The organism is Streptomyces humicola (genome assembly GCF_024436035.1).
In the GTDB taxonomy this organism is placed as follows: Bacteria; Actinomycetota; Actinomycetes; order Streptomycetales; family Streptomycetaceae; genus Streptantibioticus_B; species Streptantibioticus_B humicola.
On sequence record NZ_JANFNG010000008.1, the window covers coordinates 209,687 to 234,416 of the forward strand.

Annotated in this window: 20 protein-coding genes and 3 pseudogenes; 17 read left to right on the plus strand and 6 right to left on the minus strand. The window is 70.8% G+C overall.

Annotation, left to right across the window (positions count from 1 at the left end; translation table 11 throughout):
* Nucleotides 1-46: 46 nt before the first annotated feature.
* The 3 genes from NGB36_RS13705 to NGB36_RS13715 all read left to right on the plus strand — a co-directional run bounded on the left by NGB36_RS13705 (nucleotide 47) and on the right by NGB36_RS13715 (nucleotide 2,891).
* Nucleotides 47-562: a DUF4240 domain-containing protein gene (locus NGB36_RS13705; RefSeq protein ID WP_255920545.1), complete on the plus strand. Its 516-nt coding sequence runs from the start codon at nucleotides 47-49 to the stop codon at nucleotides 560-562.
* A gap of 88 nt (nucleotides 563-650) precedes the next feature.
* Nucleotides 651-1,550, plus strand: a complete 900-nt coding sequence (locus tag NGB36_RS13710) for a TIGR01777 family oxidoreductase (RefSeq protein ID WP_255920513.1) — start codon at nucleotides 651-653, stop codon at nucleotides 1,548-1,550.
* A gap of 81 nt (nucleotides 1,551-1,631) precedes the next feature.
* Entirely contained in the window at nucleotides 1,632-2,891 is a 1,260-nt protein-coding gene (locus NGB36_RS13715) for an NAD(P)/FAD-dependent oxidoreductase (RefSeq protein ID WP_255920514.1), read from the plus strand.
* 44 nt (nucleotides 2,892-2,935) lie between these two features.
* On the opposite strand, the gene NGB36_RS13720 is transcribed toward NGB36_RS13715, so the two are convergent.
* Nucleotides 2,936-4,477, minus strand: coding sequence for an NsdA family TPR-like regulatory protein (locus NGB36_RS13720; RefSeq protein ID WP_255920515.1), 1,542 nt, complete (start codon nucleotides 4,475-4,477; stop codon nucleotides 2,936-2,938).
* A 258-nt stretch (nucleotides 4,478-4,735) separates the two neighbouring features.
* Here NGB36_RS13720 and lipB point away from each other — a divergent pair, with 258 nt between their 5' ends.
* The 4 genes from lipB (at nucleotide 4,736) to NGB36_RS13740 (ending at nucleotide 7,916) form a co-directional block, all read left to right on the plus strand.
* On the plus strand, nucleotides 4,736-5,545 hold the full coding sequence (lipB, locus tag NGB36_RS13725; protein WP_255920516.1) for a lipoyl(octanoyl) transferase LipB: 810 nt from the start codon (nucleotides 4,736-4,738) through the stop codon (nucleotides 5,543-5,545).
* Nucleotides 5,546-5,697: 152 nt separating this feature from the next.
* Nucleotides 5,698-6,663, plus strand: a complete 966-nt coding sequence (lipA, locus tag NGB36_RS13730) for a lipoyl synthase (RefSeq protein WP_255920517.1) — start codon at nucleotides 5,698-5,700, stop codon at nucleotides 6,661-6,663.
* A gap of 153 nt (nucleotides 6,664-6,816) precedes the next feature.
* Nucleotides 6,817-7,098 (plus strand): SCO2195 family GlnR-regulated protein, encoded by a 282-nt coding sequence (locus tag NGB36_RS13735; protein WP_255920518.1) that lies wholly within the window; start codon nucleotides 6,817-6,819, stop codon nucleotides 7,096-7,098.
* A gap of 110 nt (nucleotides 7,099-7,208) precedes the next feature.
* The gene (locus NGB36_RS13740; protein WP_255920519.1) at nucleotides 7,209-7,916 is read left to right on the plus strand and encodes a DUF4191 domain-containing protein; all 708 of its coding nucleotides are present in this window, start codon (nucleotides 7,209-7,211) and stop codon (nucleotides 7,914-7,916) included.
* A 74-nt stretch (nucleotides 7,917-7,990) separates the two neighbouring features.
* On the opposite strand, the gene NGB36_RS13745 is transcribed toward NGB36_RS13740, so the two are convergent.
* A complete protein-coding gene (locus NGB36_RS13745; RefSeq protein ID WP_255920520.1) occupies nucleotides 7,991-8,458 on the minus strand; it encodes an RDD family protein in 468 nt (155 codons plus the stop codon).
* A 233-nt stretch (nucleotides 8,459-8,691) separates the two neighbouring features.
* On the opposite strand from NGB36_RS13745, the gene glnA reads away from it, so the two are divergent.
* From glnA to NGB36_RS13760, 3 genes are all read left to right on the plus strand, one after another.
* A complete protein-coding gene (glnA, locus tag NGB36_RS13750; RefSeq protein WP_255920521.1) occupies nucleotides 8,692-10,101 on the plus strand; it encodes a type I glutamate--ammonia ligase in 1,410 nt (469 codons plus the stop codon).
* A gap of 190 nt (nucleotides 10,102-10,291) precedes the next feature.
* Entirely contained in the window at nucleotides 10,292-11,554 is a 1,263-nt protein-coding gene (locus NGB36_RS13755; protein ID WP_255920546.1) for an SLC13 family permease, read from the plus strand.
* 46 nt (nucleotides 11,555-11,600) lie between these two features.
* Nucleotides 11,601-12,119, plus strand: coding sequence for a universal stress protein (locus NGB36_RS13760; RefSeq protein WP_255920522.1), 519 nt, complete (start codon nucleotides 11,601-11,603; stop codon nucleotides 12,117-12,119).
* Nucleotides 12,120-12,235: 116 nt separating this feature from the next.
* Here NGB36_RS13760 and NGB36_RS13765 read toward each other — a convergent pair whose 3' ends face one another.
* Nucleotides 12,236-12,679, minus strand: a complete 444-nt coding sequence (locus NGB36_RS13765; RefSeq protein WP_255920523.1) for an SPW repeat protein — start codon at nucleotides 12,677-12,679, stop codon at nucleotides 12,236-12,238.
* Nucleotides 12,680-12,964: 285 nt separating this feature from the next.
* Between NGB36_RS13765 and NGB36_RS13770 the strand changes: the two genes are divergently transcribed.
* Nucleotides 12,965-13,285 carry a putative quinol monooxygenase gene (locus NGB36_RS13770; RefSeq protein WP_255920524.1) on the plus strand — a complete coding sequence of 107 codons (321 nt, stop codon included), beginning with the start codon at nucleotides 12,965-12,967 and terminating at the stop codon, nucleotides 13,283-13,285.
* Nucleotides 13,286-13,308: 23 nt separating this feature from the next.
* On the opposite strand, the pseudogene NGB36_RS34045 reads toward NGB36_RS13770, so the two are convergent.
* Nucleotides 13,309-13,865, minus strand: a pseudogene (locus tag NGB36_RS34045) (lipid II flippase MurJ); the annotation flags it as partial.
* Between the two features lie 203 nt (nucleotides 13,866-14,068).
* On the opposite strand from NGB36_RS34045, the gene NGB36_RS13780 reads away from it, so the two are divergent.
* The 4 genes from NGB36_RS13780 to NGB36_RS13795 all read left to right on the plus strand — a co-directional run bounded on the left by NGB36_RS13780 (nucleotide 14,069) and on the right by NGB36_RS13795 (nucleotide 19,436).
* Nucleotides 14,069-14,290, plus strand: coding sequence for a DUF397 domain-containing protein (locus NGB36_RS13780; protein WP_255920525.1), 222 nt, complete (start codon nucleotides 14,069-14,071; stop codon nucleotides 14,288-14,290).
* A 94-nt stretch (nucleotides 14,291-14,384) separates the two neighbouring features.
* Nucleotides 14,385-16,424 carry a hypothetical protein gene (locus tag NGB36_RS13785; protein WP_255920526.1) on the plus strand — a complete coding sequence of 680 codons (2,040 nt, stop codon included), beginning with the start codon at nucleotides 14,385-14,387 and terminating at the stop codon, nucleotides 16,422-16,424.
* Nucleotides 16,425-16,517: 93 nt separating this feature from the next.
* The gene (locus NGB36_RS13790) at nucleotides 16,518-18,218 is read left to right on the plus strand and encodes a glycoside hydrolase family 13 protein (protein ID WP_255920527.1); all 1,701 of its coding nucleotides are present in this window, start codon (nucleotides 16,518-16,520) and stop codon (nucleotides 18,216-18,218) included.
* Nucleotides 18,219-18,545: 327 nt separating this feature from the next.
* Nucleotides 18,546-19,436: a phosphatase PAP2 family protein gene (locus tag NGB36_RS13795; RefSeq protein ID WP_255920528.1), complete on the plus strand. Its 891-nt coding sequence runs from the start codon at nucleotides 18,546-18,548 to the stop codon at nucleotides 19,434-19,436.
* Here the strand turns inward: NGB36_RS13795 and NGB36_RS13800 are convergent.
* On the minus strand, nucleotides 19,433-22,441 hold the full coding sequence (locus tag NGB36_RS13800; RefSeq protein ID WP_255920529.1) for a bifunctional [glutamine synthetase] adenylyltransferase/[glutamine synthetase]-adenylyl-L-tyrosine phosphorylase: 3,009 nt from the start codon (nucleotides 22,439-22,441) through the stop codon (nucleotides 19,433-19,435). The two genes, NGB36_RS13795 and NGB36_RS13800, sit on opposite strands and share 4 nt — an antisense overlap.
* Nucleotides 22,442-22,647: 206 nt before the next feature.
* Between NGB36_RS13800 and NGB36_RS13805 the strand changes: the two genes are divergently transcribed.
* Nucleotides 22,648-23,514, plus strand: a complete 867-nt coding sequence (locus tag NGB36_RS13805) for an alkaline phosphatase family protein (protein WP_255920530.1) — start codon at nucleotides 22,648-22,650, stop codon at nucleotides 23,512-23,514.
* Nucleotides 23,515-24,020: 506 nt separating this feature from the next.
* Here the strand turns inward: NGB36_RS13805 and NGB36_RS13810 are convergent.
* Nucleotides 24,021-24,107 (minus strand): annotated as a pseudogene (locus NGB36_RS13810) (glutamine synthetase); the annotation flags it as partial.
* Nucleotides 24,108-24,517: 410 nt separating this feature from the next.
* Here NGB36_RS13810 and NGB36_RS13815 point away from each other — a divergent pair.
* A pseudogene (locus NGB36_RS13815) lies at nucleotides 24,518-24,730 on the plus strand (hypothetical protein); the annotation flags it as partial.

Sequence of the window (24,730 nt, forward strand, 5' to 3'; positions counted from 1 at the left end):
CACTCCGCGTGCACGGCGGCGCCGCGGCCGGGATGCTGTAGCCGTGATGGACGAGACGGAGTTCTGGGAGATCATCGACACGGCGCGCGAGACGGCCGACGGTGACCCCTACGAGCAGGCCGATCTGGTGGTCGAGAAGCTGGCGCAGCTCGACCCGGACGCCGTGCTGGACTTCGCCCGGCACTTCGAGACCCGGATGAACCGGGCCTACCGCTGGGACCTGTGGGGCGCGGCCGACATCCTGCTCGGTGGTGTGGACGAGGACGCCTTCGACTCCTTCCGCTGCTGGCTCATCAGCCGCGGCCGGCACGCCTACGAGGGCGCGCTGCACCAGCCCGACGACCTCGCGTCGCTGGTCAAGGGGTTCGACGAGGACGTGGACGGGGACGCCGAGGACCTGGGCTACGCGGCCGACGAGGCGTACGAGCAGCTGACCGGCGTCCGCCTGCCCGATCTGGGCCTGCGCCGACCCGCCGAACCCGCAGGTGCGCGCCTCGATCTCGACAACGACGCGGCGATGGCCGATCGGCTGCCCACGCTCTGGCAGCGTTACGGCAGGTGACGCAGGACGAGCCCCAAAACGAGCCCCGCAACGAGACGCAGAACGAGCAGAACAGGCGCACGCGCGGGCACTGGGCCAGGATGGCCCCATGCATATCGCGGTGACCGGCTCCTCCGGCCTGATCGGTTCTGCACTCGTGCGCTCGCTGCGCGGCGACTCGCACGAGGTGGTGCGTCTCGTCCGGCGAGTGCCGGACGCGCCGGACGAGGCCGAGTGGGACCCGAAGCGTTCCTATGTGGACACCGCCGCAATCGAGGGCTGCGACGCGGTCGTGCACCTTGCGGGTGCCGGGGTCGGCGACCGCCGATGGACCGCCCGCTACAAGCAGGAGATCCGCGAGAGCCGGGTGCTCGGCACGACGACGATCGCCGAGGCGCTGGCCGGTCTCGACAGGCCGCCACGGGTCTTCGTCAGCGGATCGGCCGTCGGCTACTACGGAGACACCGGCGACCGTGTCGTCGACGAGTCCGCGCCGCCCGGCGCGGGCTTTCTCGCCCGGGTCTGCCAGGACTGGGAAGGGGCGACGGCGGCGGCGCGCGATGCGGGGGTGCGCACCGTCATGGCCCGGACGGGCCTTGTCGTCGCCTCCGGCGGCGGGGCATGGGGGAGGCTCTTCCCGCTCTTCAAGGCAGGTCTCGGCGGACGTCTCGGCAGCGGGCGCCAGTACTGGAGCTTCATCGCACTGCACGACCACATCGCCGCGCTACGGCATCTGATCGACACCGAGGGGCTGTCGGGACCGGTGAATCTGACCGCGCCGGAGCCGGTCACCAACGCCGAGGCCACGGCCGCGATGGGCAGGGTGCTGCACCGTCCGACGGTGGCCACCGTCCCCGCACCCGTGCTGCGGATCGCGCTCGGCGACTTCGCGCAGGAGATCCTCACCGGCCAACGTGCCGTCCCCCGGCGGCTGTTGGACTCCGGATTCGCGTTCGCCTTCCCCCGGATCGACGACGCGATCCGGGCCGCTGCCGACGATCGGTCCTGATCCGGTATCAGTTCGCACGGATGCGGGCATGACCTCTCCAGCGAGCGGGGAGCCGTACCGAGCTCTGGGAGGGGCAGCGCCGTGCCGTTTCACGCACCTCATTCGGACACCGATGTCATCGTCGTCGGAGCAGGCCTGGCGGGCCTGAGCACCGCACATCATCTGGTCAACGCGGGGGTGACGGTCACCGTTCTCGAAGCAGCTCCACGGGTCGGCGGACGGATGTCGACGGAGAGCGTCGACGGGTTCCGGCTCGACCGCGGCAGCCAGCTGCTCGGCACCGCCTACCCCGAGCTGCGCCGCACCCCCGGACTCAAGGGGCTCAGACTGCTGCCGCTGACACCGGTCACCGCACCGGCCGCCCATCCGCGCGGCGCGCTCGGCGCCTTCCACAAGGCGCGGCTCGGCTCCGCGCTCGGCCGGTTCGCCGCGATCCCGCTGCCCCGCCTGCTGGCGCGTGCGGAGACCACGGCCGCGGAGGCCCTCGCCGCGCGCGGCTTTCCGCCGCGCATGGTCGACGGCTATCTGCGGCCGCTGCTCATCGCGCTCCTTCACGACGCGCAGCTGACCACCTCCAGCCGCTGCGCGGATCTCGTGCTGCGCGGCTTCGCCCGCGGGCGTCTGGCACTGCCCGCCGGGGGCTCGGGGGCCGTCCCCGAGCTGCTGGCCGCGGCGCTGCCGCCGGGGACCGTGCGGCTCGGGGCGCGTGCGATCTCGGTGTCGGCCAACGCCGTCACCACCGCCGACGGCGAGCGGATGCCCTGCCGCGCCGCGGTCGTGGCCACCGGCGCCCGTGATGCGGCGGCGCTGCTGCCGGGCCTGCGGGTGCCGTCGTTCCATCCGGTCACCGTGGTCCACCATGCGGCGGACGCGGCCGAGGCACCGCGGCTGCGCGAGCCGGCGCTGGTGCTCGGTTCGGACGGCCGCGGGCCCGTCGCGCACACGATGGTCGCCAGCGACGTCGACCGCTCGCGCGCGCCGGCCGGCCGGGTGCTGATCACCTCGACCGTCCTCGGCCCGGCCACGGCCGCCCCGCCCGAGCTGCTGGACCGCTCGGTGCGCGCGCACCTCGCCGAGCTGTACGGCACCCGCACCGACGGCTGGCAGCTGCTCGCCGTCCGCGACGACCCGCGGGCGGTCCCCGCGATGCCCGCCCCGCACGACCTGCGCCGCCCGGTGCGGGTGCTGTGCGGGCTGTATGTGTGCGGGGACCACCGGGACACCAGCACCGTGCAGGGCGCGCTGTTCTCCGGCCGTCGTGCCGCCCACCACGTGATGCGGGACTTCGGCATCCGCCCCGGCTACGGCGACACCGCCCGCGACCTCCCGGCGGCCGCCTGACCCCCCTGACCCGTACACGTAGAGTCGTTGAGCCATACAGCGATTCATGCAACCGTGACGCCCAGCGCCGCCGCGCGTTCGTGGAAGGCTCGGACGGTGGGGGCGTCGCGGTGCGCTTCGAGGCGGCGGGCGAGGTCGCGCACGTACTCCAGCGCCCGTAGCGAGCGCATCTCGGCCGCCTGCTGCATCGCCTCCGTACCGAGCGCGCACGCCTGTTCCACCTCGCCAAGGCCGAGGCGGGCGGTGGCGAGCACGACGCGGCAAAAGAGCCGACTGCGTGCGTAGGCCGGTCCTCGCAGCTGCAGCGAGCGCTCGGCGTGCTGTGCCGCCGTACGGTATTCGCGCAGGTCACGATGGCAGTGGGCGAACTCGTCGGCGAGCTGGGCCTCGTCGAAGAAGCGCGCCCAGGACGGCGTCTCGTCGCCGGGGCGGCCGGCTTCGAGCGCCCGTTCCGAGCGGGCGAGCGCCGCCGCGCACGCCCGCGCCTCGCCGAGCACTCCGTGCCCGCGCGCCTCGGCGGCGTACAGCAGCGCCTGGACGACGGGTGGCGCGCCCGTCCCGATGCCCTGCTGGGCAACGCGCGCCAGCTGCACCGCTTCGCGGCCGTGGCCGAGATAGACCGCTTGCCGGCTCATCGTGACCAGTACATACCCGCCGTAGGCGCGGTCGCCCGCGGCCTGGGTCAGGCGCAGCGACTGGACGAAGTAGCGCTGGGCGAGCCCGTGCGCCCCGATGTCGTACGAGGTCCAGCCCGCGAGCCGGGTCAGGTCGGCGGTGGCGGCGAAGAGCCGGCGGCCGAGGGTCTCCCCGTAGGCTCCGCGCAGCATCGGCTCGGCTTCGTGTTCGAGGTAGCGCACGAGCGCCTGGCGGGCGTGTCCGCCGCCGTAGGCGTGGTCGAGGGAGCGGAACAGCTCGCCGACCGAGCGCAGTGCGTGGACGTCCCCCATCGTCACCCGGCGGCCGGTCTCCCGCTCCCGGCCGCGGGGCGGCTGCGGGCGGCCCATGGCACCCGTACGCCCGCGGGTCTGCGGGGGCACCCGCGGCACGGACAGCGCCGGCCCGAGAGGTGGCATGCCCTTGACGCCGCCGGGCGGCAGCGCCTCCGGCCCGGACAGGGCCTCCGGCTCGGGGCCGTGGGCGACGCGCTCGTCGGGACGTCCGATCAGCCAGTCCCGGCTGGGGACGACGAGACCGGCCGGTGTGAAGGCGATTCTGCGCAGTTCGGCTTGACTGCCGGTGTCCTTGCGCCACAGTCCGGCGACGATGTCCACGGCCTCCTGGGGCGTCGCGGCGAATTCGAGTCCCGCGTAGACCGGGGCGCAGGCGTCGAGACCGAGGTCCTGCGCGGACAGACGGCGGCCGAGTCGCCGGGTGAACACTTCGGCTATCAGCGCGGGAGTGGTACCACGCGGCTGCTGGCCGCGCAGCCAGCGGGTTACCGAGGTCTTGTCGTACCGGAGATCGAGGCCGTGCTCGATGCCGAGCTGGTCGACGCGGCGCGCGAGGCCCGCGTTGGAGAAGCCTGCCTCGGCGATGAGCGCGGCGAGTTGGCGGTTGGGCGTGCGCTGCGATGCTCGTTCCGTCATGTGCTGTGCGGTCCCCTCCTCGGGAGGGATGGCGACGTGATCGGGCCTGGAACGGCGTGAATGTAACCGTCGCCAGCGTCCCGTTCGCCACACCTGCCCCGCGTTCGCCGGAATGGGTGAACTGCACCGGTGAGGCGCTACGGAATCCGTCCGTCCGCACTGGCCGTCGTGATAAAGGCAGCAGCCGCTTCACTCCCGTTCGAGCCGCCGCCGTACAGTGGCATACGGCGCCAAGAGCCAAAAACCTGAGGAGCCGAAATGGGGTATCCCCAGCACCGCGAGGGGACGAGCGACCTGCGCTTTGTCCACCTCGGATTCGGGGAGGACGCAGTCGAGTACCAGCAGGCATGGCAGGAACAGCGCCGGGTGCACTCCGCCCGCTTCGCGGACGAGATCCCGGACACCTGCCTGCTGCTGGAGCACCCGCCCGTCTACACGGCCGGCCGCCGCACCGAGGTGAGCGAGCGCCCGCTCGACGGCACTCCGGTGGTGGACGTGGACCGCGGCGGCAAGATCACTTGGCACGGCCCCGGCCAGCTCGTCGGCTACCCGATCCTGAAGCTTCCGCGCCCGGTGGACGTCGTGGCCCACGTGCGCCGCATCGAAGAGGCCCTGATCCGCGTCTGCGCCGAGCTGGGCCTTCAGACCACCCGCGTCGAGGGGCGCAGCGGAGTGTGGGTGCTGGGCGACCCTGTGGACCAGCGCCCGGCCGTCGGCGGCCTCACCCTCGACTTCGACCCTCGGCTGCACGACGAGGAGTTCGACCCGCGGCTGAGCGGCCCGGAGTACGCCCCGTCCAACGCAGGCCAGCGCCGCGAGGACCGCAAGCTCGCCGCGATCGGCATCCGCGTCGCCAAGGGCGTGACGATGCACGGCTTCGCGCTCAACTGCAACCCCGACAACACGTGGTTCGACCGGATCGTGCCGTGCGGGATCCGAGACGCCGGGGTGACCTCGCTCTCCGCCGAGCTGGGCCGCGAGGTGGCCGTGGGCGAGGTGCTCCCGCTCGTCGAGAAGCACCTGCGGGAGGTCATCGAGTCGTCCGAGCCGCTGCCGCGCGCGGTGTGAGCAGCGACAGCCGGGTGAGCAGTTCGGGGCGCCCCACAGGGAATGCACCCGCGACTGCAGGGGTTGGCACAACGCAGAGCGTGCAAATCCACGGGCGTACCCTGGGATGCGCCGAAGAAATGAATGCCGTGCCAGACGAAACGGAGCCGGACGTGTCCGCTGTCGCACCCGACGGGCGTAAGTTGCTGCGTCTGGAGGTCCGGAACAGCCAGACCCCCATCGAGCGCAAGCCCGAGTGGATCAAGACCCGGGCGAAGATGGGTCCGGAGTACCGCGAGCTGCAGAGCCTGGTCAAGCGCGAGGGTCTGCACACCGTGTGCCAGGAGGCCGGCTGTCCCAACATCTACGAATGCTGGGAGGACCGCGAGGCCACCTTCCTCATCGGCGGCGACCAGTGCACCCGGCGCTGCGACTTCTGCCAGATCGACACGGGCAAGCCGCAGCCTCTCGACCGCGACGAGCCGCGCCGCGTGGGCGAGTCCGTGGTCACCATGGACCTGAACTACGCCACCATCACCGGCGTCGCCCGCGACGACCTGGAGGACGGCGGGGCGTGGCTGTACGCGGAGACCGTGCGGCAGATCCATGCGATGACGGCGGAGCGCGAGGCCGGCCGCACCAAGGTCGAGCTGCTGATCCCGGACTTCAACGCGGTGCCCGGGCAACTCGCCGAGGTCTTCTCCTCCCGCCCCGAGGTGCTGGCGCACAACGTCGAGACGGTGCCACGGATCTTCAAGCGGATCCGCCCTGCCTTCCGGTACGAGCGCTCGCTCGAGGTCATCACGCGGGCCCGTGCGGCGGGTCTGGTCACCAAGTCCAACCTGATCCTGGGGATGGGCGAGGAGCGCGAGGAGATCAGCCAGGCGCTGCAGGACCTCCACGACGCGGGTTGCGAGCTGATCACCATCACCCAGTACCTGCGGCCGAGCGTGCGGCACCACCCGGTCGAGCGGTGGGTGAAGCCGGACGAGTTCATCGAGCTGAAGGAAGAGGCCGAGGAGATCGGTTTCGCGGGTGTCATGTCGGGGCCGCTGGTGCGTTCGTCGTACCGCGCGGGACGGCTCTACCAACAGGCGATCGACCGGCGCGCGCAGGCCGTCGCCGCCCGGGCGGTGTAACGGCCGTCCGGCCGGAAAGTGCGGCTGGACAGCGTAAGAGCCGCAACAGGGTTTCATGCGCGTTTGACCGGGCGGTCACCGACTGGTAACACAATGTGGTGACTCTGGGTACGAGCACACTCACGCCGTTCCTAGCCCTTAGGGGGATCGCTGATGCAGGCGCAGGCCGCGCGCGTATACCCGAGCTCCACCACAGGCAGCACCAGCACGCCGGGGCCAGTCACCGGCGCGTTGCGCGTGGTGGAGGCTTTCCTGCTGCGCGGCGGTCAGCAGACCGCTCGCCGCAATGCGTGGACCGCTGTGCTCGAGGACCGGCGGCGGGCCAAGGACCGCCGCGACGCCCAGCACGTGCTGGAGGCTCTCAGCAGCAAGCGCTCCGCGAACACCGGTCTCATCGACTTCGCCGACTTCACCGAACTGGGCGATCTGACGTAAAGGGCGCAACCGGCCGGTCCGCTGCCGTCCGGCGCGGTCGGGTGCGGTCCCCTCGCCGCCCGGTCCATCCGGGTGAGCCACAGCCTCCCAGGCCACGTATCCTGTGCGGCATGGCGAGGAAGGAAAACTCCAACGGCCCCGGGAGTGCCGAGAACCCCGGGCGGCTGAAGCAGATCGGCCTGACCTACAAGATGACCCGGCGGGCCGACCCGAAGGTCGGTCTCGTCGTCGCGGCGGTGGGCATCGTCACCTTCGGTGTGCTCCTCGCCATCGGCTTCGCGCTGGGTCATCCCGTATACGCAGGCATCCTCGGCTTCCTGCTGGCCTTCCTCGCGATGGCGATCGTCTTCGGCCGCCGGGCCGAGCGTGCCGCCTTCGGGCAGATGGAGGGGCAGCCGGGCGCCGCGGCCGCGGTGCTGGACAACGTGGGACGCGGCTGGACGGTGACGCCCGCCGTGGCGATGAACCGCAACCAGGACGTGGTGCACCGGGCGGTCGGCCGCGCCGGCATCGTGCTGGTCGGCGAGGGCAACCCGAACCGGGTCAAGGCACTGCTCGCGGCCGAGAAGAAGCGGATGGCTCGGGTCGTCTACGACACCCCGGTCACGGACATCATCGTGGGGACGGGCGAGGGCGAGGTGCCGCTGAAGAAGGTCCGCACCACGCTGCTGAAGCTCCCCCGCGTACTGCCGGGCCCGAAGGTGACCGAGGTCAACGACCGGCTGCGGGCGCTCGGCGACCTGATGAGCAACATGCCGATCCCCAAGGGCCCGATGCCGAAGGGTGTGCGGATGCCCAAGGGCGGCAAGCTGCGCTGACGCGAAGAAGGAAGAAGGAGAAGGGGCCCGGGGCGCGTTCGCCCCGGGCCCCTTCTCCTTCGGTTCTCATTCGGTCACATCCTGACCTGGACGGCGCCGGCTGCCTTGTCGTGCATCCCACGCGTGTCCCGGTCCCAGATCGCGGCGGGGATCACCAGGAGCAGCAGCACGGTACGCAGCACCACCGCGCCGATCCCGAGCCTGCCGCCGTCGACGCGGATCACCCGCAGGCGCATCAACCGCTTGCCCGGAGTGCTGCCGACGGTGGCGAGGGTCAGCAGGCTGACCACCCCGAAGAGTGCGAAGGTCCAGTTGTCCGCGGAGGTGGCGCGCCCGTGGGAGAGCAGCCCGTAAGCGATCAGAAGGCACAGCCCCCAGTCGACGAACAGCGCCGCGATCCGCCGCCCGACCGGGGCGATCGAGCCCGGCCCCTGCTGCGGCAGCCCGAGTCGTTCACCGCGGTGACCGAAGTCGGCGCCCATCTGCTCGGCGGCCGCCCGCGGCCCGGACAGCCACGATCCCAAAGCTTCCCTCTTGTCCACCCCCCTACGGTAGCCGCAGTGCATACGGTCGCCGCGGTGCGGGGGCGGGCAGGGCCCTGCTCGCTCACGTCAGGCGCGGTCCACGGCGCGCGTCGCGGTTAACGTCGGCGAAACAAATGGGTCATGCTTGGGAAATCCCCGATCTCTAAGGTCGGGAACAGCGTGCGCCACCGCACTGGCCGCACGGACGAGCAAACCCGTGCCGAGCCAGGCCCGGGCCGAGGAGGAGTTGGATGTTCCAGAACGCCGACGAGGCCAAGAAGTTCATTTCGGACGAGGACGTCAAGTTCATCGACGTCCGGTTCTGCGACCTGCCCGGCATCATGCAGCACTTCACGGTGCCGGTCGAGACGTTCGACCCGACCGAGGAGCTTGCCTTCGACGGCTCGTCGATCCGGGGCTTCCAGGCCATCCACGAGTCCGACATGGCGCTTCGTGCAGACCTCTCGACGGCTCGCGTCGACCCGTTCCGCAAGGACAAGACGCTCAACATCAACTTCTTCATCCACGACCCGATCACCGGCGAGCAGTACAGCCGTGACCCGCGGAACGTGGCCAAGAAGGCCGAGACGTACCTGGCGTCCACCGGTATCGCCGACACGGCGTTCTTCGGTCCCGAAGCCGAGTTCTACGTCTTCGACAGCGTGCGCTTCGAGACGAAGGAGAACGAGGCCTTCTACCACATCGACTCCGAGGCCGGCGCCTGGAACACCGGCGCGATCGAGGACAACCGTGGTTACAAGGTCCGTTACAAGGGCGGCTACTTCCCGGCCCCGCCGGTCGACCACTTCGCCGACCTGCGCGCCGAGATCTCGCTGGAGCTGATCAAGGCCGGCCTTCAGGTCGAGCGCCAGCACCACGAGGTGGGCACCGCCGGCCAGGCCGAGATCAACTACAAGTTCAACACGCTGCTGGCCGCCGCCGACGACCTGATGCTCTTCAAGTACATCGTGAAGAACGTCGCCTGGCGCAATGGCAAGACCGCCACCTTCATGCCGAAGCCGATCTTCGGCGACAACGGCTCGGGCATGCACTGCCACCAGTCGCTGTGGCTGGGCGGCGAGCCGCTCTTCTACGACGAGCAGGGCTACGCGGGCCTGTCCGACACCGCCCGCTACTACATCGGCGGCATCCTCAAGCACGCCCCGTCGCTGCTGGCCTTCACCAACCCGACGGTTAACTCCTACCACCGCCTGGTCCCCGGCTTCGAGGCCCCGGTCAACCTGGTCTACTCGCAGCGCAACCGCTCGGCGGCCATCCGCATCCCGATCACGGGTGCCAACCCGAAGGCCAAGCGCATCGAGTTCCGCGCTCCGGACTCCTCCGGCAACCCGTACCTCGCCTTCTCGGCGCTGCTGCTGGCCGGCCTCGACGGCATCAAGAACAAGATCGAGCCGGCCGAGCCGGTGGACAAGGACCTCTACGAGCTGGCTCCGGAGGAGCACGCGAACGTCCCGCAGGTCCCGACCAACCTCCCGGCCGTCCTCGAAGCCCTCGAAGAGGACCACGAGTACCTGCTCCAGGGCGGTGTCTTCACCCAGGACCTGATCGAGACCTGGATCGAGTACAAGCGCGAGAAGGAAATCGCGCCAATGCAGCTGCGTCCGCACCCGCACGAGTTCGAGCTGTACTTCGACGTGTGACAGGCAAGGACCGCGATCCGACGGCCGGGGCCGTCATCCTGCGACGCGCAGGGTGGCGGCCCCGGCCATTCGTGATTCGCGTCGTCACTCGCGGCGCCGCTCACCCCCTCTTGATCCGGCGGCCACGCGACGCGCCGACGCGTAATCTCCTCCTAGCCGGGGTGTCCCGGATCGCGCAAGGAGTGGCCCCCTGAACACGTCTGCCGCGGAGGCTCTGGCCGCCGCCCTGCTCGTCGTCGTGCTGGCCTGCGCGGTCGTACGGCCGTGGGGCCGGCCGGAAGCGGTGGTCGCGGTGCCCGCCGCAGGGCTGCTCGTCGGCACGGGAGCGATCACGCTGGATCACGCCCGTGCGGAGGCGGTGCGCCTGGGACCAGTGGCGGGCTTCCTGGCGGCAGTCCTGGTGCTCGCTCAACTCTGCGACGACGAAGGGCTGTTCAGGGCGTGCGGGGCGTGGATGGCCCGCGCCGCCACGGGACGGCCGTATGCGCTGCTGGGCTGGGTGTTCGCCACCGCCTCGGTGATCACGGCGGTGCTCAGCCTGGACGCGACGGTGGTACTTCTCACCCCGGTGGTCTTCGCCACGGCCGCCCGGCTGGGTGCCCGTCCCAAACCGCACGTCTACGCCTGCACGCATCTGTCGAACACAGCGTCGCTGCTGCTGCCGGTCTCCAATCTGACCAACCTGCTGGCGTTCGCCGCGAGCGGGCTGAGCTTCACCCGTTTCGCTTCGCTGATGGCGCTGCCGTGGGCGGTCACCATCGGCGTGGAGTACGTCGTCCTGCGGCGGTTCTTCCGCACCGACCTCGGTGCAGGCGCCGCCGGCGCCGGCGCCGCGGGCACGCAGGCGCCCCAGGTGCCGGTGTTCACGCTGGTCACCCTCGTCTGCACGCTGGGCGGTTTTGTGATCACCTCGGCGCTCGGGGTGAGTCCGGCGTGGGCGGCCGCGGCCGGAGCGCTGGTGCTCGCCTGCCGCGCGCTGGCTCAGCGCAGGACCACCGCGTTCGCCATCGCCCGCGCGGCCGCCGTGCCGTTTCTCGCCTTCGTCCTGGCGCTGGGGATCGTGGTGCGGGCGGTGATCGACAACGGGCTCGGTCCCGCTCTTGCGCACCTGGTACCGGGCGGCACCGGACTGCCCGCCCTGCTGGGCGTCGCGGCACTGGCTGCGGTGCTGGCGAACGTGATCAACAACCTGCCCGCCGTGCTGGTGCTGCTGCCGCTCACCACGCCCTCTGGCGCCGGTGCCGTGCTCGCGGTGCTGCTCGGCGTGAACATCGGCCCCAATCTCACGTATGCCGGGTCGTTGGCCACCCTGCTGTGGCGGCGCATCGTGCGCGAGCACGACACCGACGTGGACCTGGGCGAGTTCACCCGTCTGGGACTTCTCACGGTGCCTGCTGCGCTCGTCCTCGCGGTGATGGCACTGTGGGCTGCGCTGCACGTCATCGGAGGCTGAACCAGGCTGAACCGAGGCTGCTCAGTGTCGACCGGAGGCTCGAGCCGTGACCGTCATCGTCTGGATCGTCGAAGGCACATGGCCGGCGTGTGTGGATGCGGCCCGCGCCCATACGCCGGAGGGCGCCGACGTCGTGCTGCTCCACGTCACCGCGCACGACATCCCCGGAGCGGCGCACGGTGCGTACGCGGGGATGCTCGGCCGCGGCCACCCGGAGCGCGATCCCGGCACCCGGCTGGAGGACATGGCCGCCAGATCCGCCCGGGAACTGCTGCGGGCCGCGGCCGACCGGCTGGGGCGGGATTGCACTCGCATCGAGCGCATCGGGCGCATCGAGCGGGAGGTGGTCGCCGCCGCTGAGGGGGCCGATCTGCTCGTCGTGGCCCGCGACGGCGACCGTACGCACCTGGGTCCCAAGAGCCTCGGCCCGGCCAGCCGCTTCGTCGTCGACCACGCGCCGTGCCCGGTCCTGCTCGTCTGGCCCGAACCGGCGCCCGGGATTGCGACGATCCCGCCCCCGCCGCCGCATCCCCCGCACCCGCCGCATCCCCCGCACCATCGCTAGACGCGAAAAGGCCGTCGCCCGCGCCCCCCTCGCGGACGACGGTCGGTCAGCGTCCGGAACGGCCGACGGGCCGTCCGGATCAGTCGGTTGTCTCAGGTGGATTCCTCCGGATGGACTCAGACGGGCCTGGCCTTACTACTCCTCATCCCCATGGCCGCACCCGCCAGACCCAGCACGCAGATCACGGCGCCGGTGGCAATCTGGGTCGCCATGATCCCGGTGTCGGGCGAACGGGTGACCACCCACGGAGAGATGATCAACCAGACGCCGATCGCGCTCACGGCCCAGCTCAGGCCCAGCAGCCTCTCTGCCGCGATCGCGAGGCCGACGCCGAATGCCGCGACGGCGAGACCGGTGATCACGTTGTTGATCGCGAGGGGCGTCCGGAGGGTCGAGAAGTGGACCGTCCACGGCGAGACGGCGGCGTACAGACCGGCGAGGAGCAGCAGTCCGTCGACGGCCACTGCACGCCCGCCGAGCATGCGGGCGTAGCGCTCCCGCATCTCGTGCACGTCAGGGTGAGCGGTTATGTCACCTGGGCGGTGTGAGAGGTCGGCCATGCGACTCATCTCCTTCGCGTGACGCAAGCCTGACCGCGCTGTTACGGCGTATGCCGCATCACCATTGTGCGCTTCCTACCCCTATACCGGTAGATGTTTTCTTTCACCTTAATGTCCTGGATTACCAGGGATACTCTCCGGTAACAGCTGGGGGCGGTGCGGAGCCGGTTCGTCCGATTGGTGCGCCGATCGCGAAAGCGCGGTACAGGACGGCGCTGCGCGGCCACGAGGACAGCGGCGCGTCGTAGCGTCGTAACGCAGGCACGTTCCCACAGGGGGCATCCGATGGTCGTCGAGTACATCCGCTACCGCATCACCGAGCCCGAGCGCCGCGTCGCCTTCGAGAAGGCGTACGCGGCCGCGGCCGAGCAGTTGGATCTCGCACCGCAGTGCCGCGGATACGAACTGTCACACGCCATCGACGAGCCCGAACGGTACGTCCTGCGCATCGAGTGGGCCTCCGTCGAGGAGCACGAGCAGGGCTTCAGAGGAGGCCCGTACTTCCGCGCCTTCCTCGCCGAAATCCGCCCGTACATCGGCGACATCGACGAGATGCAGCACTACGCGCGCACCGCCGTCGTCTCGGGCGGCCGGCGCGAGGCGTGACGCGTCACGCGCGACGCGCCGGACTACGCCCGAAGCTGCGGCAGTTGCCGCAACTGCCGCAAGGCACCCGGCCGCAGCCCGCTGACGCCCACCGCGCGGGCGAGCAGGACGAACAGCACGGCCATCACCGCGCCGCCCGCGAGCAGTTCGAGCGCGGATCCGTCCGCCGCCCGGGCCACGGCCCAGCCAGCCACCGCGGCCGGAAGTGCGGCGCCGACGACCCTGCCGTACGTACGGCACAGCCGTCTGCCGTCAAGGCGTCCTTCCAGCCTGCGCCGCAGCAGCACCGCCGTGACCAGCAGCCCGGCGCCGTACGACAAGGTGTACGCGCCCGCCATCCCGGTCACCGCCCACCGCACCGGCAGCAGCAGGTGGCACGCGGTGGGAGGACGATGTCGGTGCGGAGATCCACACCGCCCATCCAGAACGGCGTGCGCGTGTTCTCGAACGCGTAGAAGCCGCGCAGCAGCAAGTACTGCGCCGAGAAAGGGATCAGCCCGAGCCCGAGCGCCTGCAGCATCCGCCCGCCCGGCAGCGTCGAATCCGCCGTCGCCGCGCCGTGCGCGAAGAGCAGCCCCGTGCCGAGGGCCGCGCCCTGCAGGGTGAGGCGTATCAGACCGGTGACACGCGAGACGAGCGTACCCAGGGCCATCGTGGCGGAAGAACGTGCTGCTGATCCCATCCCCGGAGGATATGGCCGGCGCAGCAGCCACGCGACGCCGTCACGAGTAGCCTCTACGTCCAGGACGTCACGGACATCAACAAGGCGATGAAGGACCATTCATGAGCACGTTCGCCTCGAACGCCGAGAGTCTGCAGGCCGAGTGGATTGCCTCTTCCGTCAGCAACAGTGGCCACAACTGCGTGCAGATCGCCGCCCTCGCGACAGGCGACATCGGGGTGCGCGACTCGAAGGATCCGTCCGGGCCGGCGCTGCTGCTGCGGCCCGAGGCGTGGTCGGTGTTCATCGCGGACGTACGGGCGGGGGAATTCGACCTGCTCTGAACGACCCATCTGATGTTCCCGTCGGGGTGTGCACGCGGCGAGTATCCCCGATCGGTGACCATCCCATGAACGGCTCGTTTGACGGTACGTGGACATGCAGCAAGCAACCGCCGCCGCGCAGCCGTCCGGTGGAGCAGGTCGAGAGCCCACGGACGCCGCAGAACCGCTCGCCGTGGAGGATGCGGAGGCCGCGCTCGTGGAGCACTATCCGCGGCTCGTGCGACTCGCCTACCTGATCCTGCCCGCCGGACTCGGGCGCCACAGGCGCGTGTTGCTCGCGCACCGGCTCGCGCAGCGGACGCTTCCGCGCTCCCGGCGCACCGTCCCAGGCAGCATCGCACACCCCGATCCGGCCTACGCTCTGCTGCGCCAGGAGGTGGTGCGCGGCGCGCTGGGGTACGGGCGGCCGCTGACCGGCTGGCGGCGCCGGCTGCGCTCGGCGCTCGTGGCAGCGCCGCTTCCGCCGATCGTGGTCGGCCTGCGGCTCTTCCCGCCCGCAGGCGGTGCGGAGGAGTTGGCGCTCGACCACAGGCTCGCGCGGCTCGACGCACCCGCCCGGGCCGCGTACGCGCTGCGTGGTCTGGAGGAGTTGGGCGAACGGGACGTGGCGGAGCTGCTGGGCGCTGCCGGGGTGAGCGAGCCGTTGAAGGCGGTGCGCGAGGCGGCGTCGGCGGCCGACGGTGCGGCGGACGCACGACTGCTCACCTCGGCCGAGTTCGACCCGTGCACCGTGCAGGCGCGGCCGACGGACCTGGTGCGCAGGCGCCAGCACATGCGCGCCGGGTCTGCAGCAGCGGCGGCGGTGGCGATCGCCCTGGTGGTGTTCGGGATGCCGGGTTCCGACGACGGCGGCTTCGGCTCGGCAACGCCGGAAGGGGCGGGACAGTCCGTGCTCGCCCAGGCGCTGGACCCGGCGAAGCTCGTGCGCGCGGCGCCCGATGCCTGGCTGCGCAGTTCGCGTCTCGACTTCTCCGCGTGGCCGGCACGCGGCAACCGCGTCGACGACACCGCGCTGCTGCGCCGCGCGCTCGACGCCTGGGCACAGCCGGGTGCTTCGGTGCATGTCTCGGTCACGCCGGGCACCGCGCAGACCCCGCCGACCGCCTCGCCGCAGCTGCTGTTCGCCGGTGACGTCGACGGCGCGGCCGTGGTGTTGATGTACGACGGCATGCGGATCGTGCGGTATGCCGAGCCGGACGGCGGCAACGGCGGAGGCGAGGCGCTGGACTTCGCCCGCGTCGACGGCGCCTGGGGGTCGTCGGCGTCCGCGGTGGTGATCGACCGCTCCGACTCCAACGCCCGTTATCTGACGGCTCCGTGGGTCACCGGCGTGCAGCTGCGCGACCTGCTCAAGCCGGACGCAAGCGTGCACGAAGTGAAGCGGTCCGTGGAGGGCGTGACGGGTCCGGTGCCAGGACCCGTCCCCGCCTCCGCAGCCGCCTCCGCCTCCGCCTCCGCAGCCGGCGCCGGCGCCGGCGCCACGTCCGACGGCGCGTGCGGTACTGCGGGCGTCAGCTGGCCGGTGATGCAGCTGACCCCTCACTCCGGACTCCCCGGCCTGCAGCCCTTCCTCCTCACCGATCTCGGCGACCTCACGCCCGTCCACCTCACCTATGCCACCGGTGACGGCACCCAGCAGGGCGAGGCCACCGGGCAGCAAGCACTGGCGAGTTGGGCGCACTCCGCGTGCCGGTTGGACTCGGTGCGCGGGGAGGGCGTCCGTTCCGTCTCCACGTGGGACTTCGCCGACCAGCAGCTCCCGGAGGGCGGCGGGAGCGCGAGCTGGCTGTGCACGCGCGCTGACACCTGGGCGGGTACGGGGCATGTGCTGATCCAGTTCCTGCCGCCCGGCGCCGCGGCGGCCACGCCGGCCTCGGTGGTTGCGGGCTCGCAGGATTCGCGGGCCTGCGGCCGGTATTCGCCCGATGTGCTCTCCGGCGCGCTGTGGAAGGCCCCTTCAGGGCGCTGGTATCTGCTGGCGGCGGGCAGCGCGGGCGTGCAGTCCATCAGCGCCACCGGCGGCCTGCAGCACTCCCAGAACGGGCGCATGCTCGCCGTTCCGGCGCAGCGGTCCACCCATGCTCAGCTGTCCGCCGGTCTCTCGGACGGCTCGACGCTGCCGGCCTTGAGGTAGCCCCTCGTCCCTGTCCATTTCTCGTCTGTGCCGGTTCCTCGGCACAGAGGTGTCACACGTCGCGCTTACGCTAAGGACTCGATGAGCAGCTCGATGAGCAGTCAGCACCTCGCAGGCGTGCCCCGGCCCGCCGAGGCCGACGACCGCGCTCCCCACCGCGCCGGTGTCCGTGCTCCCGGCGGCTGGTGGCGCGACGCGGTGATCTACCAGGTGTACCCGCGCAGCTTCGCCGACGGCGACGGGGACGGCGTCGGCGACCTGCCCGGCATCCGCTCCCGCCTGCCGTACCTGAAACAGCTCGGGGTCGACGCGGTCTGGCTCTCCCCCTTCTACGCCTCCCCTCAGGCCGACGCCGGCTACGACGTCACCGACTACCGCGCCGTCGACCCGATGTTCGGCACCCTCAGCGACGCCGACGACCTGGTCCGCGACGCGCACGCGCTCGGGCTGCGCATCATCGTCGACATCGTCCCCAACCACTGCTCCGACCAGCACCCCTGGTTCCGGCAGGCGCTGCGCGAAGGCCCCGGCTCACCACTGCGGAGCCGTTTCCACTTCCGCTCCGGCAAGGGCCCGGACGGCCAACTGCCGCCCAGTGACTGGGAGTCGGTCTTCGGCGGCCCGGCCTGGACACGTGTAGCGGAACCTGACGGACCTTCCGGCGAGTGGTACCTGCACCTGTTCGCCCCCGAACAACCCGACTTCAACTGGGACCACCCCGCCGTCCACGACGAGTTCCGCTCCGTCCTGCGCTTCTGGCTCGACCTCGGCGTCGACGGCTTCCGCATCGACGTCGCCCACGGCCTGGTCAAGGCCGCAGGCCTGCCCGACATCGGACACAGCGAACAGCTGAAGCTGCTGGGCGCCCAGGTGCTGCCCTTCTTCGACCAGGACGGCGTCCACGACATCTACCGCACCTGGCGCACCATCCTCGACGAGTACCCGGGCGAGCGGATCGCCGTCGCCGAGGCCTGGACGCCGACGATCGAACGCAGCGCCCTGTATTTGCGCCCCGACGAGCTGCACCAGGCCTTCAACTTCCAGTATCTGAAAACCGGGTGGGACGGCGAGGCGCTACGTCACGTCATCGACAGCTCGCTCACCGCAATGGGCGCGGTCGGTGCACCGGCCACCTGGGTGCTCTCCAACCACGACGTGGTCCGCCACACCACCCGGCTGGGCGCCGGCGACGAGGTGCGCGGGCTGCGGCGCGCCCGTGCCGCCACCCTGCTGATGCTCGCCCTCCCCGGCTCCGCCTACCTCTACCAGGGCGAGGAGCTGGGCCTGCCCGAGGTGACCGACCTGCCCGACGAGGTGCGCCAGGACCCGGCGTTCTTCCGCAGCGCGGGGCAGGACGGTACGCGCGACGGGTGCCGGGTGCCGATCCCGTGGTCGGGCGGCAAGGCGCCGTACGGCTTCGGTCCGCGCGCAGGCGGGCCGAGCTGGCTGCCGCAGCCCGAGGGGTGGGCGAGGCTGAGCGTCGAGGCGCAGACCGGCGACCCTTCCTCCACCCTGGAGTTCTACCGGGCGGCGCTGGCGATCCGGCGCGCACATCCGGCCTTGGGCGCGGGTACCGACGTGACATGGCTGGAGGCGCCGCAGGGCATGCTGTGCTTCCGGCGGGACAGCGATCAAGGCTCGCTGGTCTGCACCGTCAATCTCACCGAGGAGCCCGTGCAATACCACTGCCCAGGACGTCCATTGATCGCGAGCGGTGACGGTGCGTCGGGCCATGACCAAAGCTCGGGACGTGTCGTGATTCCGGGCGATACGACGGTGTGGTGGTCGGCCTGACCGTGTGGCGAGTGGTGGCGGCGCCCGCCGCGGCGCGCGGTCGACTACCGATGCAGGATTGAGCCGCATATCACTCGTTCAGCTGAATCAACCCATGATCGAATAAAGTCAGGCCCCCTCCGATCCCTCAAGGGATCCGCACAGCACATTCGAATCGGATCCGAAAACGGCACGGCATCCGTGATCCGCAGTTCAACCGCTGACGCCTCAAAACACCAGGCCACAAGGACCTTCGACGGAGAGTGGGCCTTGAGGAGTACATGAGATGTCGAAGACCCGACCAGGGGATGATCGGTGGGCGTCGTCCGTCTGGCAGACTATCGCCCTATGGGGGAACCGACAGCGAAGATCCTGGAAGGCCGTGCGGCCGCCCCTCCGCGCTCCACCGGTTCCATCGACCCCGTCGTCGAGGCCGGTGGAGCATCGCGTGAGGACCGCCGCACGGAGAGCCGTCATACCCTCGTCGGCTGGGCCCGCAAGCCCCGCAGACCGCGGCTGTGGTTCGAGATCGCGCTGATCGGCGCGAGCTACTGGGTGTATTCGCTGGTACGCAACGCGGTTCCCAAACAGGCAGCCGCCGCGATGCGGCACGCACACCAGATCTGGCATCTCGAGCAGTCGCTCGGCATCGCCGTGGAGAACCGGATCAACCACGCCATCGATTCCGTGACGTGGCTGATCGTGGGCATGAACTACTACTACGCCACGCTGCACTTCATCATGACGATCGGCGTGCTGGTGTGGCTCTATCGCAAGCATCCTGGCAGGTACGCGTCGGCCCGGCTGACCATCTTCGCCACCACCGGCATCGCACTGGTCGGCTTCTACTTCTATCCGCTGGCGCCGCCACGGCTGATGGCAGGCGGCAATTTCATCGACACCGTCGCGGTCCATCACACCTGGGGTTCGATGGCCTCCGGTGACCTCGCCCACGTCTCCAACCAGTACGCGGCGATGCCGTCCATGCACATCGGCTGGTCACTGTGGTGCGGGATCACCATCGCGACGCTGGCACGGCCGCTGTGGGCGAGGGCGCTCGGCATCCTCTACCCGGTGACGACACTGGTGGTGATCATCTCCACGGCGAACCACTTCTGGCTGGACGCCGGCGGCGGCATCGTCACGCTCAGCTTCGGCTTCACGGTGTCGTTCCTCGTCTACGGCAGACTGACCTACCGCCTGCCGCGGTACGTTGCCTTGGCCACCGCTGCCCATTAGGCCTCGTAGAACAGTCTTTCGACGACAGCACGGGCACGGCGCGTCGTACGGCGGTAGTCGTCGACCAGCTCACCGACATGTCCCGGCCCGTAGCCGAGGTAGCGGGCGACGGCGGCCATCTCGCGCCCGTCGGTGGGGAAGGTGTCGCCGGGACGGCCCCGCACCAGCATGACGGCGTTGCGCACGCGTGTGGCCAGCACCCACGCCTCGTCGAGCACGGCGGCGTCCTCGACGTCCACCAGGCCCTCGGCGGCGGCCGCGGCCAGCGCCCGCCGGGTGTGGGTGGTCCGCAGTCCCGGCTCGGCCCAGCCGTGCTGCATCTGCAGCAGCTGCACCGTCCACTCCACGTCCGAAAGGCCACCACGGCCGATCTTGGTGTGCGTGGTCGGGTCGGCCCCACGCGGCAGCCGCTCGGCCTCCATACGCGCCTTGAGCCGCCGTATCTCGCGTACCGCGTCGTCCCCGAGCCCCTCGGCGGGGTACCGCAGCGGATCGATCAGCTCGACGAAGCGTGCGCCGAGCGCTGTGTCGCCCGCGGCCGGCTCGGCGCGCAACAGCGCCTGGCTCTCCCACACCAGCGACCAGCGGCGGTAGTAGGCCGCGTACGAGGCGAGCGACCGCACCAGCGGGCCGCTCTTGCCCTCGGGACGCAGATCCGCGTCCACCACCAGGGGCGGGTCGGCGGTCGGGATCTGCAACAGGCGGCGCAGCTCGTTGGCGACCTGGAGGGCGGCGCGCGCGGCCTCGGTCTCGCCGGCGCCCTCGACGGGTTCATGGACGAACAGGACGTCGGCGTCCGAACCGTACCCGAGTTCGCGCCCGCCGAAGCGGCCCATGCCGATCACGGCGATCCGGGTCGGCAGGTCGCCCCGCAGCTCGGCCCTGACGGCGTTCATGGCTGCCTGCAGGGCGCCGGCGATGGTAGCCGTGGTGACGTCGGAGAGCGCGGTGCCCACCGCATCGACCGCCGCTCCCGCGTCGTGCTCCGGCTGGAAGGCACCGGTCAGGTCGGCGGCCGCGATACGGAACAGCTCACGGCGGCGCACCCCGCGCACCGCCGTGACCGCGGCCTCCGGGCTGTCCGCACGGTTCACCGCGGCCAGCACCTCCTGTTCGAGGGCGAGGCGGGAGCGCGGCCTCAACCCCTCGGGGTCGCCCAGCAGCGCCACCGCCTCGGGCGCGCGGAGCAGCAGGTCGGGGGCGAGCCGGCCGGAGGAGAGGATGCGGGCGAGGTTCTCGGCTGCGGCGCCCTCGTCCCGCAGCAGCCGCAGGTACCACGGCGTACGGCCGAGCGCATCGGAGACCTTCCGGAAGTTGAGCAGGCCGGCGTCCGGCTCGGCGGAGTCGGCGAACCAGCCGAGCAACACCGGCAGCAGGGTCCGCTGGATCGCCGCCTTGCGGCTCACCCCGGAGGCGAGCGCCTCCAGGTGGCGCAGGGCCGTGGCCGGATCGGCGTAGCCGAGCGCTTCGAGACGCTCGCGGGCGGCTGCGGGACTGAGCCGCGCGGCGGTCGGTTCGAGCGCGGCGACGGCGTCGAGCAGCGGCCGGTAGAAGAGCTTCTCGTGCAGTCGCCGGACCTCGACGGTGTGCCGCTTCCACTCCCTGGTGAGCTCGGCGACGGGTTCCGCGCGCAGTCCCAGCGAGCGCCCGAGGCGGCGCAGATCGGCCTCGTCGTCGGGGACCAGATGGGTGCGGCGCAGCTTGTGCAGTTGGATCCGGTGCTCCATCGAGCGCAGGAAGCGGTACGCGGCATCGAGCGCTGCTGCGTCGGCGCGGCCCACGTAGCCGCCCCGGGCGAGCTGGCCGAGCGCGGTCAAGGTGGTGGCGCTGCGCAGGGACAGGTCGGTACGGCCGTGCACCAACTGCAGCAGCTGGACGGCGAATTCCACGTCGCGCAGGCCGCCGGGGCCGAGCTTGAGCTCGCGGTCGAGGTGGGCGGCGGGGATGTTCTCGATCACACGGCGGCGCATCTGCTGCACGTCGGCGACGAAGTGGTCGCGATCCGCGGCCTGCCACACCATGGGCGAGAGCGCGTCGATGTAGCGCCGGCCCAGCTCGGCGTCGCCTGCGACCGGGCGCGCCTTCAGCAGCGCCTGGAACTCCCAGGTCTTCGCCCAGCGCTTGTAGTACGCGATATGGCTGGACAAGGTGCGCACGAGGGGGCCGTTCTTGCCCTCGGGGCGCAGATTGGCGTCGACCTCCCAGATGGTGCCTTCGGCGGTGGTGTCCGAGCAGACCCTCATCATGCGGCTTGCGAGGCGGGTCGCCGCCTGCAGCGAGCGGGCCTCGTCCACGGCTTCACCACCCGCGTCCGGCACGTCCGCAACGAAGATCACGTCCACGTCTGAGACGTAGTTGAGCTCCTGGCCGCCCGCCTTGCCCATCGCGATCACGGCGAGCCTGCAGGCAGCCGTGTCCTGCGGCGCCTCCGCCTGGGCTATGGCAAGTGCGGCCCGCAGGGTGGCCGTGGCGAGGTCGGCGAGCTCGGCGGCGGTCTGGGCGAGATCGCTCGTCCCGCAGACATCGCGCGCGGCGATCGTCAGCAGGCAGCGCCGGTAGGCGGCGCGCAGCGCATCGGCGGGCGGCGCGGAGGATTCCGCCATCGCCTTGCGCAGCCCGCGTTCGAAGTCCTCCACCCCCGGATGGAGATCGTTCGACTCGTACGTGACCAGCGCGTGCCAGTCGTGCGGGTGGCGCGCCAGGTGGTCGCCGAGCGCGGCGGAGGCGCCGAGCACGCCGAGCAGCCGGTCACGCAGCGGCTTGGCGGTGGTGAGGGTGTCGAGCAGCACATGGCGCTCGTCGCCGTCCTGGGCCTCGACCAGCCTGACCAGGCCGCGCAGCGCAAGATCGGGGTCGGCGGTGGCGCCGAGGGCGTCGAGCAGCACCGGATCGCTGCGTACGGCCGCCAGCTCCGGAGCATCGAGCAGCCGCGCGGCCGCGGCCGGATCGGTGAACCCGTGCCGCAGCAACCTGGTGAACGTACTGCTGCGCCGCCCTTCCAGCATGGGCCACCCTCCTCGTGATCCGCATCAGCGAGCGTAACCGCGGCGTCGCCCTTGCGGTACGCCGCGGCGGTATCCGTAGCGTTCCCCAGATCTTCACTCTCCCTGCACGGACCGCGCCATCCTCCCGCTCCTACGCTGGCTGCGCTCAGCACCGCACAGCACTTCTCGGATCGCCCCCCAATCTGTCCGACCGACGGAGGCCAGCAGTGCACAGCACCACAAGGACCAGAGCCGCAGCCCTCGCATCCGCCCTCGGCCTCGCCGCGGCGTGGGCAGGGCTCGGCGGCGCGGCTCCGGCGCGGGCCGCGAGCGTACCGACCCCGGACCACATCATCGTGGTGATCGAGGAGAACCACGCGTACGACCAGATCATCGGCAGCTCCCAGGCCCCGTACATCAACTCGCTCGCGAGCGGCGGCGCGAACCTGACGAACATGACGGCCGAGACCCACCCGAGCCAGCCGAACTACTACGACCTGTTCTCGGGTGACACCCAGGGCATCACCGACGACTCCTGCATCACGCCGGGTTTCAGCTCAGCCGCCAACCTGGGCTCGGAACTGATCGCCGCGGGCAAGACCTGGACCAGCTACAACGAGACCCTGCCCAGCCAGGGCTCGACGGTGTGCACCAGCGGCTTGTACGCGCAAAAGCACAACCCGTGGTTCGGCTTCAGCAACGTCCCGACATCCACGGCGGACACGTTCAAGCAATTCCCCACCGACTACTCCCAGTTGCCGCCCGTCTCGTTCGTGGTCCCGAACCTGGACGACGACATGCACGACGGCACGGTGCAGCAGGGCGACACATGGCTGAAGAACAACCTCGGCGCGTACGCGACGTGGGCGCAGACCCACAACAGCCTCCTCGTCGTCACCTGGGACGAGGACGACGACACGACGGCCAACCAGATCCCGACCGTGCTCTACGGGCAGCCGGTCACACCGGGCAGCAGCTCTTCGACCGCCTACAACCACTTCGACCTGCTGCGCACCATCGAGGACATGGAGGGCCTGCCGGCAGCGGGCGCCTCGTCGTCGGCATCGGACGTCACCGGCATCTGGACGTCCTGACACCCGGCCCGGTCGGCCGGCCCAGCCCCGGGTTCGGGCCTGGGCCGGCCTGCCTTGCTCGATCTGCCGGCCCTGCGAGGTGATCTCCCACATGTCGGGCCCGTTCGGGTTGATTGGACCCTGGTTGATCGGCTCGTCGTAGAGCACGCTCCAGCTGATCCGGCGGCGCTGCCGGATCGCCACCCACACCACGCCCACGAAGCCGGTGACCAGGGCGATCAGCAGCGCACTCAGTACCTCGCGGCTGTCGATCAACGAATTCAGGGTGCCCAGCAGTCCTGATGCCTCGAAAGCTCCGCCTAATACCTCGCCGCGCATCGCGATCCCCCGTCCTTCCGCGCCTGCAACCCGGTACAGGCGTGATCGGACAATATGAAGAAGCTGGGCCGGCCGACGGGCGAGAACGATCTGTACGTCGCGTGAATGACAGGCCACGTTCCTCGGACGACACCGTGGGCCGGCGACCGAGGTCGCCGGCCCGGAGATCCCGTCCCCCTGAGCTGCGCCTACAGCACCGGCAGGTTCTTCTTCAGCTCGAACGGCGTGGCCTCGGAGCGGTACTCCCCCCACTCCCGCTTCTTGTTGCGCAGGAACTTATGCGGCTCCGGGGCGGTCTGGGGCAATCCGCGTGGAAACCTGCACGACCAGCGCCCCGGCGGTCGTCAATGGTCGTCGTTGGTCACTCTGGGCCGCCGATCGACGGCCCACAGACGGCCCCGGGTAGCGTCCTACCGACCGGCCACCAGCGACGCACACTACGGATCACCCGCCCGCCGAGGCGTGTGGGCCCCAAGTGGCGCATCAACTCGTTCGTGAACCGGATCACCGGATGCTCTGCCATGCGTACAGAACAACGCGCCCCACGACCGTGCGCGACAGTGGGTCCAGGGGAGACGGTATGGCCGGTGCGCGCCCCCCGTCGGCCTAACGTGACGAGCTGCCCAGTGCTGCCTGTGGTGGTGTTGATCCCGTCGAAGTCGTACAGCTACCGCAGGGAGTATCCATGCATGCTCAACGAATCATTGGCGTGACGGTCGCATCCATCGCTCTGGCGATGACCGGGATGGCCGGTGCCACCGCGGCCCAGGCCGACGACGGCCATGGCCACCGGCAGCACCACAACGGGCAGGGGTACAACGGCCGGGACGACAACGGGCAGGGGTACAACGGCCGCGACGACAACGGGCAGGAGTACAACGGCCGCGACGACAACGGG